This window comes from Siphonobacter sp. BAB-5385 (genome assembly GCF_002261125.1).
GTDB lineage: Bacteria > Bacteroidota > Bacteroidia > Cytophagales > Spirosomataceae > Siphonobacter.
In genome coordinates this window covers 112105-125413 of the sequence record NZ_NMPS01000220.1, presented here as the reverse complement: position 1 = coordinate 125413, position 13309 = coordinate 112105, and the positions used below count along the sequence as shown (strand labels likewise).

Annotated in this window: 14 protein-coding genes and 1 riboswitch; of the genes, 5 read left to right on the top strand and 9 right to left on the bottom strand. The window is 48.9% G+C overall.

Features of this window, described 5'->3' with window-relative positions:
• Positions 1 to 60: 60 nt before the first annotated feature.
• The gene (locus BWI93_RS23340; RefSeq protein WP_094815907.1) at positions 61 to 1002 is read right to left on the bottom strand and encodes an NAD(P)-dependent alcohol dehydrogenase; all 942 of its coding nucleotides are present in this window, start codon (positions 1000 to 1002) and stop codon (positions 61 to 63) included.
• A 486-nt stretch (positions 1003 to 1488) separates the two neighbouring features.
• On the opposite strand from BWI93_RS23340, the gene BWI93_RS23335 reads away from it, so the two are divergent.
• A complete protein-coding gene (locus BWI93_RS23335; RefSeq protein ID WP_094815905.1) occupies positions 1489 to 1986 on the top strand; it encodes a cupin domain-containing protein in 498 nt (165 codons plus the stop codon).
• 6 nt (positions 1987 to 1992) lie between these two features.
• Here BWI93_RS23335 and BWI93_RS23330 read toward each other — a convergent pair whose 3' ends face one another.
• The 4 genes from BWI93_RS23330 to BWI93_RS23315 form a co-directional block, all read right to left on the bottom strand.
• Complete coding sequence (locus BWI93_RS23330) at positions 1993 to 2973, bottom strand: AraC family transcriptional regulator (RefSeq protein ID WP_094815903.1); 981 nt, start codon at positions 2971 to 2973, stop codon at positions 1993 to 1995.
• Positions 2974 to 3436: 463 nt separating this feature from the next.
• Positions 3437 to 5578 carry a TonB-dependent receptor gene (locus BWI93_RS23325; RefSeq protein WP_094815901.1) on the bottom strand — a complete coding sequence of 714 codons (2142 nt, stop codon included), beginning with the start codon at positions 5576 to 5578 and terminating at the stop codon, positions 3437 to 3439.
• Between the two features lie 40 nt (positions 5579 to 5618).
• The gene (locus BWI93_RS23320; RefSeq protein ID WP_094815899.1) at positions 5619 to 6248 is read right to left on the bottom strand and encodes a cytochrome c biogenesis protein CcdA; all 630 of its coding nucleotides are present in this window, start codon (positions 6246 to 6248) and stop codon (positions 5619 to 5621) included.
• 108 nt (positions 6249 to 6356) lie between these two features.
• A riboswitch (cobalamin riboswitch) is annotated at positions 6357 to 6613 on the bottom strand.
• 61 nt (positions 6614 to 6674) lie between these two features.
• Positions 6675 to 7223 carry a hypothetical protein gene (locus BWI93_RS23315; protein ID WP_094815897.1) on the bottom strand — a complete coding sequence of 183 codons (549 nt, stop codon included), beginning with the start codon at positions 7221 to 7223 and terminating at the stop codon, positions 6675 to 6677.
• 749 nt (positions 7224 to 7972) lie between these two features.
• On the opposite strand from BWI93_RS23315, the gene BWI93_RS29150 reads away from it, so the two are divergent.
• Positions 7973 to 8098: a hypothetical protein gene (locus tag BWI93_RS29150; RefSeq protein ID WP_255158029.1), complete on the top strand. Its 126-nt coding sequence runs from the start codon at positions 7973 to 7975 to the stop codon at positions 8096 to 8098.
• Positions 8099 to 8117: 19 nt separating this feature from the next.
• On the opposite strand, the gene BWI93_RS23305 is transcribed toward BWI93_RS29150, so the two are convergent.
• The 3 genes from BWI93_RS23305 to BWI93_RS23300 form a co-directional block, all read right to left on the bottom strand.
• A complete protein-coding gene (locus tag BWI93_RS23305; protein WP_094815893.1) occupies positions 8118 to 9203 on the bottom strand; it encodes a glycosyltransferase family 1 protein in 1086 nt (361 codons plus the stop codon).
• Between the two features lie 197 nt (positions 9204 to 9400).
• Complete coding sequence (locus BWI93_RS29145; RefSeq protein WP_255158028.1) at positions 9401 to 9535, bottom strand: hypothetical protein; 135 nt, start codon at positions 9533 to 9535, stop codon at positions 9401 to 9403.
• Between the two features lie 64 nt (positions 9536 to 9599).
• Entirely contained in the window at positions 9600 to 10682 is a 1083-nt protein-coding gene (locus tag BWI93_RS23300) for an acyl-CoA desaturase (protein ID WP_094815891.1), read from the bottom strand.
• Positions 10683 to 11174: 492 nt separating this feature from the next.
• Here BWI93_RS23300 and BWI93_RS23295 point away from each other — a divergent pair, with 492 nt between their 5' ends.
• Entirely contained in the window at positions 11175 to 11630 is a 456-nt protein-coding gene (locus tag BWI93_RS23295; protein ID WP_133163410.1) for a GNAT family N-acetyltransferase, read from the top strand.
• Here the strand turns inward: BWI93_RS23295 and BWI93_RS23290 are convergent.
• The gene (locus BWI93_RS23290; protein WP_094815887.1) at positions 11619 to 12026 is read right to left on the bottom strand and encodes a helix-turn-helix domain-containing protein; all 408 of its coding nucleotides are present in this window, start codon (positions 12024 to 12026) and stop codon (positions 11619 to 11621) included. The genes BWI93_RS23295 and BWI93_RS23290 overlap by 12 nt on opposite strands.
• Positions 12027 to 12181: 155 nt before the next feature.
• Here BWI93_RS23290 and BWI93_RS23285 point away from each other — a divergent pair, with 155 nt between their 5' ends.
• Positions 12182 to 13093, top strand: a complete 912-nt coding sequence (locus tag BWI93_RS23285) for a 12-oxophytodienoate reductase (protein WP_217902325.1) — start codon at positions 12182 to 12184, stop codon at positions 13091 to 13093.
• A gap of 11 nt (positions 13094 to 13104) precedes the next feature.
• Positions 13105 to 13302: a hypothetical protein gene (locus tag BWI93_RS28350; protein ID WP_217902324.1), complete on the top strand. Its 198-nt coding sequence runs from the start codon at positions 13105 to 13107 to the stop codon at positions 13300 to 13302.
• Positions 13303 to 13309 lie beyond the last annotated feature (7 nt).

Below are 13309 nucleotides of genomic sequence, written 5' to 3'. Positions count from 1 at the left end.
ATCATTTCTTGTCTCTTTTTTGTATCAGCTACCCTAACGACTCAATGGCTGGGTGAAAGATCAGTCCAGCACAATAACCGACTTCCCGATACGCTTCCGGTGACGGGCTTCCGCATACGCTTCCCTAACATTGCTCAGGGTATATGTGTTAGCCACTTCAATCTGTAATCCCGCTCCGGCAAGATTCGTCAAGGTCGTAAGCCGTTCCACCGTCGGTTTCAAAATCAGAATTTTATGCTTTTTCCCGGAGAAGAGATTAGTCACGAACGAGGATAAAAGCGTCACAGGCGAAGGAAGTGTACTGACCAAGACCGATCGCGGTTTCATCAATGGCTTGGCCTCACCCAAGGATAACTTGGTAGATAAATCAATCAGCACATCGAAGCGTTGCGTGAGCTGGTTGATCGGTTGTTTTGTATAGTCGATGACCGTATCCGCTCCCCATTGGGTGGCTGCGGTAACCGCATCGGTGCTTACCACGGCCGTGACGTGGGCTCCGCGTTTTTTGGCAATCTGTACAGCAAACACGCCGATTCCACCGCTGGCACCGTTGATTAATACGTCTTGTTCTGGCCTTACTGCGGCTAGCTGATCCATGATTTGCAGAGCGGATAATCCGGTTACGGGCAAAGCGGCGGCTTGCTCAAATGAGACCAAAGCCGGTTTTCTGGTAATATCCTTCTCTGTAACGACTACGTACTCGGCTAACGCTCCGCCTTTGAATGCGTCCAGCAAACCCATGACCGCATCTCCTTCTTTAAACCGTGTTACTTGGCTACCCGCTTGTTCGACCATTCCCGAGAAATCAATGCCCAACGATTTAGGAAACCGGGAGCCTGACATCAATTTCATTTCTCCCCCGTAGACCTTCCAGTCCAGCGGATTTATCGAAACCGCTTTTACCCGGATTAGTAGCTGATCGTTCTGGATAGCTGGTACGGCCTGCTCTACCAATTCAAGCACACGTTCATCACCAAATTGATTGTAGATTACTTTTTTCATGATGGTTTCATTTGATCACATTCAGGAAACTGAGGTTCGTCTTTTTGCTCCGGATCACGGGTGAGCGAAGTGTTCACCTGGTAACCCTGGTTTTAGTTAAGTTACTAGCTATGAGTAAGCAGTAGGACTATTTCTCAGGGACGACATAAAACTGAACTCTGCCCCGTCGCATGCGGGCCATGACTACGTGCTTTTCAACCGCAGTTCGCCTTTGGCAAAAGATAACCGTACTCTTTTCATTGCTGTATGTTTGACTAAGTATACAGCAAAGGTGTCGGAATTTCAGAATTATAAATAGCACGAAAAGCCGGAAAAACAGTCGAATGCGACAGAGCTGCATCGCTGCCTGATGACTTGGGTACGTTTAGTTGGAATGAATGGAAGGTGTTAAATCGAGTTTGTCGGATTCGACTAATTTACCGTCCTATCGGGATATTTTCCATCCTAAAATCGCCTGAGCTTTGTGGGGTACTTAAAACCGTTGGTATGGAAAATCACATCAAACCATTGACCATTACCCCTGAAGCAGGAAACAGCATTTCCGTAGCGGGTAACAACTATCGAATCCTGGTTACCGGGAAAGACACGGGCGGAGCTTTTGCTACGATTGATATGCTGATCCCTCCGGGTGGTGGCCCCGGACCACACGCCCATGCAGACTTTGAGGAATCCTTTTATGTAGTAGCGGGCGAAGTAGAATTCAAATCCGAGTTTGGTACGCACGTAGCTACGCAAGGATCGTTCATTAGCATTCCCAAAGGCGGCGTGGTGCACGGCTTCAAAAATAAGACCCAGCAGACGGCCCATTTGCTTTGCACGGTAGTACCGGCCGGTCTGGAGTTATTCTTCGAAGAGGTGGGTCAACCCGTAGCAACGGGGCAGTTTCTCCCGCCACCCGTACTCGATGCAGCTACGTTAAAAAAGCTACAGGGTATTGCCGGGAAACACGGGCAGCACCTGTTTCCACCCGATTATCTGGGATAGTTTGATTCAGGAATATGAGTATCGCTTTGGATTGAGGCCGTAATGCTTTTCAAACAGCCGACTGAAGTGGCTCAAATTGGAAAAACCCAGCCTGTATCCCACCTCGCCTACGGAATGTCTGCCCTGTTTGAGCAGAAAGGCCGCCTCTTCCATCCGGGCTTGCTGGTAATAATTGTAAATGGTTGTACCAAAGGTTTGCTTGAAAAGCTGTTTTAGCTTGGTTTCGCTCATGGCCGCCCCCTGAGCCAGGTCACGAATGACGGGCGGTACACTCAAATCATTGATAATCTCATAGCGGATCTGCAGGAGTCTTTCCGCATCCACGCTATTGATGGTTTGGTAGGTGGCGTTCTCGCGTAATGACAAAGTATGGAACACCTGATACAGCAATTCCTGTGCTTTGATCTGTACGTAAAAGTTACTGAGGTGATCCTGCATGTCCACCGCGGCCATATTCTTCAGTAGTAACTTGGTCTCAGCGGTCATACGTTCGAAAAACAAAAAAGAATTGCCGCTGCCCGTAATGGTTTGTAGTACCGGGTTGGGCTCGCTGACGGCTAATAATCCATGCAAACGAGGCGGCGTAATGGCCATGACTACGTAATGAATCTGCTGATGGGCCGGAAAGCGGATCGTTGAGCTAAGATCATTGGACGTCACCTGGATCGCTGATTCGTCCCGCTGCGAAAACAGTACCTGAGTATCCTCATTATAAGCGATTTCCAATGCCTGCTCGTTGTTGTAAAAAAAGACCGTAATCAAGTCATTCCCCTGGCCGGAGGTATTCCGGTGGATGACTAAATCTTCCTTTAGCAAATACTGGTGAATGGTAATTTTAAAGTCGGCCCCGAAGGCTAATTTCCGGATTGACCCCTGCCCCAGATTATCCGGAATGATTAATAAGCCGTTCTGTACCGTTGCCTGAATATGGCGGGCAAAGTACGTCATGAAATCAAAGTCGGGGGTAGCGGTAAAACTGAAGATCACGAGGCTAGACGCTTAGGTTGGTTCGTAACGATTATACTGATTCTGAGAGAGTGCATTAACTGTACTATAGGTTTTCAGGCATTTTTTCACTGTCAGTCTTCTTTACGCCAGAGAAATAAACGGGAATTCAACAAAACTAGTCGGAAATGCCTTCCCCTGTTAATAACGAGTCGCCGGCCTAGATTGCTAATCCAGCTTAATCCCTAAAAAGTATCTCTTTATTTCAGCAATCTGATCTGCCTACTGAACCATAAAACGTTTTAGAACAACATTCCTTTCTGATACGTTAAAACAGGCATCGCTGGAGGCTATACATAAGATTTCATTAAAACATAAGAGCCGGCCACCTGGGCAGAAGGGCTCGACAGGCCTTGCTCCTAAAGTTATTAATGGTTCAACAAAAATCCCTCAACCCGTTAGCTACCGGTTGAGGGATTTATAGTAATCAAGGTTTTACCGTTGCTTAGAACGCCAGCGTGTACCGTAATGAAACCATACGGCCCGGTAAGTTATACCCCCGTTTTTCGTAGTAATTTTCGTCTGTCAGGTTCGAAACGGACAGGGTCAGTCGATGTTTCTGCTGGAACGAATACACGGCTACGGCATCGAGTACCATGAAGGGAGCGTACGTGATCTCCGGATTGGCGGCATCGGTATAGTCAATGTCCTTGCGGGAGCCTACGTAACGTCCGGTCAGTCGCAGACGAACATTGTTGATCGGACTATACTCCGCCCCATAAGAAACCAGATTCCGGGCTACGTTAGCAATGTCACGGCTGGTACGTGAATCATCGGTACCTACAATGACTTCTTTGGCTTCAAACATGGACGTCAGAGTGGCGTATACCTTCCAGATGCCTTCCTTCCCATACCCTGCTTCGGCTTCCAGACCGTTCATATCGGAATCGGCAGCATTCACAAAACGGGTCCGCGAAACAATGACATCACCATTCCCCACAGGTTCGTTCACCGCCGTCACCAGTCGGGCAATCCGGTCTTTCACCTGCGTAGCAAAATAGGTGGCATTGGCGTAGAAGCCACTTTTTTCGAAGGAAATCCCTACTTCCTGACTCCAGCTGCTTTCATTCTTCAAATCGGGATTACCGCTCGTCACCGCAATTTTTCCAGCCGTCGTACGAGCTTCGGAGTATCCGGCTACGTTGTAGGCATCCGGCGTAACGAAGGCTCGTCCTACGCTGGCTTTTATCCGTAAATTTTCCAGAATCTCGTACCCGGCGGCTACACTGGGACTCAGAAACGGGTTCGTCTTTTTACCCGGCTGGTAGGTCGTCAACAAGGGCGTGGTCTGTACATCAAAGGTAATCTGATCAAATCGCAGACCGGGTTGAAGCGTCAATTTGCCCCATTTCAAATTGGCCTGAGCGTAAAAGGCCGAAGAAATCAACGCGTAATTCGGCTGCGTAGGAGCCCGTTCCGTGGTTAAGTCTGCCCAGCGACGGCCTTTGGTCGAAGCCTTCAGGTAATCGTAGCCTACGACCAGGGAATGCTGCCCCAAAGTCCATACATCCTTGACCTGTACGCCCGTCCAGGCGTTGGCGGTACGATTGGAACGGTACGGAACCACCGGTTTGCCGGAAGCATTGAGGGTATAATTCGTGTTCGATTCATCCGCGGTGAACACTTTCAGACTCGGCTGATGGGCCCCCAGATTCCCCGACAAAGCGACTTCACCCGAGGCCCGCTCGACGTCCTTACTGCTGGATTCCGTGATGCCGTAAGCAATATCGCCGGGCGACTGTACATTCCGGGCCTGAAAGGTTTCGCCGCGAACGTCCAGCCTCCATTTCGAACTCAGTTGATAGCCCAGTCGCAAGGCTCCGGTATAGTAACTCAGCTGCGTATACGGTCGGGTTTGACCATCGCCAGTACGGTCATCGACCTCCACATCCGGTTGGTTAGCGTAATGTTTGACCGCATTGCGAAAATCGAAGGCATTGCGTAACCAGTTATTCTTCCCGATTTTATAATCATTGGCCCGCTGAAAGTAGGCAAAGGACAAATCGTAATCCAGCTGTTTGGTTAGATTGCCACCCGTTTGCAGACCGGCCTGCAGGGTTTTGAAACTACCGTACTCCACATACGCGGATCCCTGAGGCGTTCCCTGGGATCGGCGGGTGATGACGTTAATCACGCCGCCCATGGCCTGCGATCCGTACAAAGCTGAGGCGGGGCCTTTCAGTACCTCAATGCGTTCAACGCCATTGAGAGAGATCGTCGAAAGGTTAGTAGCCCCCGCCGGGCGGCCATCAATCAGTAAGAGCGTGCGTTGATTCAATCCCGAAAACTGGGGCCGAAAGCCGCGAATTCCGATACCCGAAGAAAGGTTCGGATACTGAATGACGTGTACGCCAGCGGTTTTCTTGGCAATATCCGTCAAATCGTTGGCGGGAGTTAAAGCGATGTCCTGACGGGTAATCACGCGTAAACTGCGGGGCACCTCGGCTAAAGTAGCCTCCGAGCGGGTCGCCGTCACCACGATGGGTTGAAGGGCGTACACCGAATCCGCTGGTGTTTGAGCGTAAGCCAGTCCAGGCAATAAAAGCATACTGGCCCAAAGGGCTTTTTTCTGGGGGGAAGAAAACATGAATGAGTAATAGAGAGTAAACGAATACGAAAGCAATAACCTAGAATGAGTCAATTAGCGTGAGGATGCCCACTGCAATCGAAAAAAAGCCAATGACATAATTCATCCAGCGAAGCACACGTTCCGTTCGCTGGGCTACTTTTTGTAGTGAAAAGGCAAAAACGCAACCATAGACAGTCATAGCCAGCAGAATACTCAGGCTTTGAATGATGATGATCCAGACAGCGGTAGAAGCGTCTTTAGCTGCCAGCGTAAGGGCAACTGTACAGGCCCCTCCGGTACCCGCCAGTCCGTGAATCATTCCCACGCCGAAGGAGCGGTTTAATGGCGTAGCTGCCGCGTTGGATGCATCCGTTGGGCGTACCAGGTCATTTTTGAAGTTTCTACGAATGGCAACAATGCCCAGATAGATCATTAATGGCCCTACCACGTATTCAACCCAGGAGGCAACTTCCAGAGATAGCTGGGATTTAAGCAGTAAGATCAGGCAGGCAAAGAGAATGAGTGAAAAAGCGTGCCCTAACGCCCAGTGCGAAGACCGCCAGGCTACCCGCCACAGCTGACCTTTCTTTTTTTCACTGGTCAGGACGGAAACAGCCGCCAGGTGGTCGGGTTCGAAGGAGTGCTGAATGCCCAGTACGAACGAATCGAGCAGTAAAGGATGAATCATGTCGTTTTCCCGGATGGATTCTATTGCTTACGGGAAAACAAAGCTAGAGGATGACGCAAGCGTCTCCTCACCGATTAGGCTAGCCTCCTGCTTTTCTTCCCGAAAGCACGTTGGTATGATTTCAATGGCAGGTCTTCTGGCTCGTTCCTTTCTCAACCCCTTCCCATGCTTGAAAGCACAGTGGTTTGTATCGTTGAGAAACGTTGGGAGTTTTGAGTTTGGGGTTTAGAGTTGTTTTGCACTCTAAACTCAAAACACTAGACTCGTTCGGAACTTACAGCAGCGGGTACTGCTCCGGAGTTACACCGGATTCCCTTTTAAGCCCAATGAGTGATCCACTGGGCACCAATTGAGCCGCGAAAGTACGACAATTTGCAGGATTCAACAGAGCCAAGCCTATTTTTTCCGCTCAATATTACTTCAGGGTTACGGGTTCATCCGTTTCAGACGGACCGGAACCGTCGTTGTATAACGAAGATCATTGCTGCTGGAGAAGGCACTTCCACGTTCGGTGATATACCGGAACGTAAGCGTCAGGGTCAGGGCTTCAGATTCCCAGTTACCGCCTTCCTCTGCAGTCATCAGATTAAAATTATTACGCAGCCGGGTTTGTTCGTCCTGAAATAAAAAGGTAATACGGTTCAGGGTCTGCTGCTTTGTATTCCGGATGACCCCTTCAACTCGGTATTGTTCCATACCCAGTCGGCTTTTTACCCGGGCCAGTCCTTTAAAATTTTGATCATTTTTCCGATGGCGTCGCCGATACAACCAGTCCACTTCTGGTTCAAAAATTTCCAGCTCAAGTGTTTTTGGAACGCCATCGGGATCTTTAAACGGTCCGAACCAGTGCCCTACCAGCCGGGGCGTTGCCGAGTCGTAAGCCCAGGGCCGTTGCCAGCGATGATAGACGTATTGAACGCCGTATAGGAGTCCCAGCAAAAGAAGTAATCCACCCCATAAACGAAACGCTTTCATAGGCATCAAAAGGTTTCTTTACCAACCTTTATAACAAAGTAACGGAATAGTTTTAAACCGGGAAGTAACCGGGGAAATAGACCTGAATTTAGACGTTGTAAAGGGGGAATAATCCCGTTACAACCGTGCCGCCCCTGGCCACTCGTAATGCCCTCCAAACGCTTAACGAGCAGAAGGTACGATTGGAAGCAAAAAGCCTGCGATTCGTAGAATAAACTGCTGTTTAAGGGCTGTAGACTGTACTTTTGAAGTAGATAGGTTGAAGGTTGAACACAAAACTCTCTCGTGCTTCATGGGGGAGTTTTTTTTGGTTTACTACTTCTATTTTCTACACACTTTTCCTAATGATAAACCCTAACCAGAGACCAGTTAGGGTTTACTATAACCAAAGTTTCGCGGCACCCTTTATTAAACCGCTAGGGCCCCGAACGTAAAGTGTTTACGCCACCAAATAGCTAGCTTTTTTATTACAAACCTAATCTTTAAATCGCTAAAGCTTTCTTTTGATAAGTAAGCGACTGATTTTACGAGATTTAGTACCAGTATTAATCTAAAACCTCAGGTTATTGACGACTGTTCGGGTCGTTTTCCCGGGTAATAAAAGGCCTTACGTATCTCGTTTAAAAGCAGTGAAATCGCAGAAAAAGCCCCAAGAAATCAATTTTTGGCCTTTCGCATTAAAAAGCGGGGCTTATATTGCGGGGTCGAATGTCGCGTCTGTCGCTACGTTTGTTACGCTGCATGTACGAATGAAAAAACTATTTGAAAAGATGTCCTCCTGGAACTGGGCGTGGATTATCACCTACGCGGTGATTGTAATCCTGGCCTTGATCTGGGGCTACTATCTGAGTGTGTGGATTCGCCGGGCCATCTAATCAGCCTCCCGGCGAATCATTACCGAAGTATCTCCTTATACAACGCCAGATACGCCTGAGCAGCTTTCTCCCAGGAAAATTCAGTCACCCGATCCCGAGCCAGTTGAATTTTATTCGAATACGGAAAATCGGTTAGTCCCTGCTTCACTACTTCACTCATGCGATCGGGGTGAAAACTGTCAAAGTAGTACGCCGCTTCCCCGCCTACTTCTGGCAAGGCCGTATGCGTGGATAAAAACGTGGGCTTTTCGTAGCTAAAGGCTTCGAGAACCGGCAGTCCAAAGCCCTCAGCAATTGAAGGAAACACAAAAGCACTGCAGTGCTGGTAGTACCAGTGTTTATCAATCTCTGACGTTTCGCCCAGCAGATGCACGCGTCCGGGGGCAATCCCAAAGCGTTCACACTCCCGTTTGATCAGTTTGTAGTACTCCAGACTATGGTCGTCGATTCGACCGGCTATGATCAGGTCGTAGTCCAGATTAGCCAGCATGGCTGGCAAAACATGGAAGTTTTTCTTCGCCATGACCGTCCCGACGGTGAATAAAAAAGGGCGTTCAGGCCGGAAACCGGGCTGGTGCCGTGCCAGCTCTTCCGCCGGGATAGTCGATACGTTTACGCCATTATAAATGACCCGAATCTGATCAAGTGGGTACTGCAGGTGTTCGGCAATATCACGGGCCGCGTACTGAGAAATGGTGGTAATGGCATCCACCTGATCCAGGTACCGGCGAGTTTGAGCCTGAAAATGCCGGTAAGGAGCCGAATCAACGGGATATTCGTAGCGATAATTTAAATCATGAATGGTCAGGATTTTCCGACCAATGATTTTATGGGGCTTGAGCAGCGTCGGATTTTGCTGCGTAAAATGTATCAGATCAAACTCCGGAATACTCTTCCACCGCAAATTCGTAAGCACACCCCGGGTTCGGTAATGGGCCTCCCCAAAGGGCTTTATTTTCGTAAATGACCGGGGGATCAGGTATTGTAAATCCAGCTCGTCGGTCTGATGTACCTGAAGCTGTTTAATCAGTTCGAAGGCAAAATGATACAAACCTGTGCTCGATGTAGCAATCTGATCGGCGGTAACTAAAATTTTTCTACTCATCCCTTCTGTGGGTTTCTTCCATACCCGCCCTGGAACACGATTGAACTCAAAAAAAAGCAAGGTAGTAAAAAAACGCCACGTGGGCTTTTTATTGGCCTATGCCCAGCTACGGCGTTCTGGTTTTCGGGCAAAAAATAATCCCGGTCCGTACAAGAGGTTACTCCTGCACGAACCGGGACATTACGCGACTATAGCTGCTATTTATTCCAGCTCATCCGGATGCGATCCGGAATGAGTACGGGTCGGAATGTACGCTCGCGAAGACTATTCCAATCCATCTTTACAAGCAGATAAGCAACAACACAACCTACGGACTGGGCGATTTGTAACATGGTTTTTCATTTATAGGTGAGCAAAAAATCCCTACGGCAGGGTCAGGCTTCCGCTGGTACGGGATCAGGCCGGACGCCCTAGTAGTTTTAGTAAACGGTAATGGGAGTGCAAAGCCGAAAAGAAGCTTCGATTTTCCAGATACGGCAGGTCAAAATCTGCGGCCGTTTGCTTAACCAGATGAGTAAGAGCCGGATAATGAATGTGACATACTTTCGGGAACAAATGGTGTTCAATCTGACGGTTCAGGCCACCGCAGAAAAAGGCAGCCACCGCCGAACGCGGAGCAAAATTCGCCGTGGTGCGTAACTGGTGAATGGCCCAGGCCTCTTCAATCGCTCCTTTGTCTGAAGGAACGGGGAAGGATGTACCTTCCACAACGTGGGCTAACTGAAAGACTAAGCCCAGCACGATTCCTTCAACCAGATGCATAACCAGAAAGCCAATACCAATTTGCCACCAGCTCAGCTCAAGAACCAGATAGGGTAAAATCAGGAACAGGAAATAGTACGCCAGCTTGGCAGCAAACAGCTTGACGTATTCGCGTTTCGGGTGTGACTGGTTTTCATGGTGACCAATCTGCTTTTTGAAAAACTTGATATAATCTTTCCGAAACACCCAGGACAAAGACGCCAGTGAGTACAAAGCAAATGCATACCAGTGCTGATACCGTTGCCAGGGCCGTACGGGCTCGTCCGTATCCACTCGGATCAGACCGGGAGCAATTTCAATATCCTCATCGTGGCCGGGAATGTTGGTATAGGTGTGATGGACAATATTATGCGTAATCTTCCATACGTACGGATTTGCTCCGACCAGATAAAAACTGGCCCCTAAGATCCGGTTTACCCAACTTTTGGAAGAAAAAGCACCGTGCAAAGCATCATGTGAAATATTAAAACCGATAAAAGCCGCAAACATTCCCAGCCCCACTGCAAAGCTCAGCATCACCCAGACGTTAAACTGGTTGGAAAGCAGGAGTCCATACAGCAGGAAAAACCCGCCCAGAAAGAAAATCGCTTTCCACCACATGGCTGAATTGGCATGAGGTGAAATTCCGTTGTCTTTAAAGTAAGTATCCACGCGTTGACGAACGGTAGCAAAAAATTGCGAACGATTCGTATTGGTAAATTTTAACTGGTTTTGCATAAGGATAGCATTAGCCTAACCTTTCGATGAAAGGGATCTGATGTCTTAGTAAATCAGGTAATTCATCCGCATGCAAAGTTTAAGCGGAGGTTAGGTACATTAAATAGATCGTAAGAGGTAACGGTGCTGAATCCTTTGAACCAGTACACCAGTATCCATGAAGGGAGATAAAGGTCTTGGATTAACCGAAGCGAGTCAGGTTGCTAACCCAAGCCGAAGCAGTGTAAGAACGAAATAGGCCCTTAAAGGCAATGTACTACTAGTCCCTTTTCTCGTTTGGAAATTTGCTAGTGTAGTAGTAAAACGAGTAACTACTGAACTAAGTTCAGAAAACCATTAAATAAAACGGCAGGATCAGAAATAGTCCGCTTTTACCAGGGGAGCAAGCGTAGGTCATCAAGCCTAGCTATGCGTAGGTGAGTCACACGCTGCGTACAGACGAAGCTTGCCGTGTGTACCTTTGGGTTTTGGTTATTTTTTAATCTTAAACGTGTGCCCTACTCGATTACTCCCCTCCAGCCCCATGAGCCTTTACCCATGGATCTGCTTTTGTTAGCCGATGAAAACCCTCAATTAATTAGGGAGTACTTGCCATTGAGTCAGGTTTATCTACTGAAACTTGAGGGACAAACCCAAGGCGTGGGGTTATTACAAGTTCAGGAGCAGGAAGCCGAAATCATAAACCTGGCCATTGCTCCATCCTACCAGGGTCAGGGATGGGGTAAGACGTTGCTGCTCCACTTAATAGAAGTAGCCCGCCAGCAAGGCTCCCCTCGGGTACTCATTAAAACTGGCAATTCCAGCATTAATCAATTCGCTCTCTATCAGCGAGTGGGCTTTGATCTCGTCGACGTCCGCTACAATTATTTTCTCGAAGCCTACCCACAACCGATTTGGGAGAACCAGATTCGGTGTAAACATCAACTCATTTTAGAATTACGATTCTGAAGCGGCGTCTTCCGGGCATGGAGCATTTTTTCCTTCCAGAATTTCCTCATACGCCTGCTCATAGGGGAGACCCCACGCTTCGATTGTCTGGGTAATGGGTAGTAAGGACTCCCCAAACTCGGTTAGAAAGTATTCAACTTTGGGAGGCAGTACAGGATAAATTTTCTTGGTAATGATACCGTGACCTTCCAGCTCCTTGAGTTGCTGATTGACTACCCAGCGACTGGCCGTGGTACCATCCGCTGTAGCTCGCTGGGGTCGCCGGAGTCCTTTACTGAGACAAAGAATAATCGCTGGCTTCCATTTACCTCCAATAATTTCCAGTGTAACCGCCGTACCGCAGGTGTATGGCCGGGAATTTTTACGTCGTACATACCTTTTTGTGTATGGTGACAAATTTGTCACTAGCTAATTAAATTACCCATACTTGCTTTCAGGAACCTATGCTTCGCGTTTTGCGTATTCATTAGCCCCCTAGGTTTTCCTTAAAGCCTAGGGCTCATCTAACGAATGCAATTATAGATTAGTCGGCTATTTAACCGTACATTCCCATGAAAACCCTTGCAGACCTTGAAAAGGTAGAGGCTCTTTTTCGCCCTTTCGATCTTAAATCCTTACACCTGCGGAACCGTATTGTCATGGCTCCCATGACCCGGGCCTTTTCACCCCAGGGTGTACCGACGGATGACGTCACAGCTTATTACCGCCGCCGAGCTGAAGGAGAAGTTGGTCTTATTCTTTCGGAAGGTACGGTCATTGATCGTCCCGCTTCTTCCAACGAGCCTAACATTCCTCATTTTTACGGTGATCAGGCCCTTGCTGGCTGGAAGAAAGTTATTGATAGCGTACATCAGGCCGGCGGAGCCATGGCTCCTCAGCTGTGGCACATGGGCGTGATGCAACCCAGCCAGTCGGGTTGGTTGCCCTCGCAACCCTTCGAAGGCCCTTCGGGCTACGTCATGCCGGGTCAGACGGGTGGGGTCGCCATGACCGATACGGACATTGCCGATACCATCGCCGCTTTTGCCAAAGCTGCTGCGGATGCCAAACGCCTGGGTTTTGATTCACTCGAAATTCACGGGGCCCACGGCTATCTGGTCGATCAGTTTTTCTGGGAAGGTCTCAACACCCGTACCGACGCTTTTGGTGGAAAAACCCTGGCCGAACGGAGCCGCTTTGGTGTGGAAGTCGTGAAAGCGATGCGGGCGGCCGTAGGCGATGATTTCGCCATCATTTTGCGATTATCGCAGTGGAAGCAGCAAGATTTCACGGTTCAGCTGGCTAAAACGCCGCAGGAACTCGAAGCTTGGCTGAATCCGTTGGCTGACGCCGGCGTGGATATCTTCCACTGCTCCCAACGCCGTTTCTGGGAAGCTGAATTCGAAGGTTCGGATCTTAATTTTGCCGGATGGGCGAAGAAGGTGTCGGGTAAAGCCACGATCACGGTAGGTTCCATCGGCTGAACAGTGACTTTATGGGTGCCTTCCAGGGTCAAAGTTCTCAGGCCAGTTCGATCGATGAACTCCTTCGCCGGATGGATCGCGGAGACTTTGATCTGGTGGCCATTGGTCGTTCACTGCTTTCAGATCCCGCCTGGGTGAAAAAAGTTCGCGAAGGACGTCTCGAGGAGTTGAGCGGTTTCAACAATCAGTCACTGGCTACGCTGGTGTAAGGCGTTG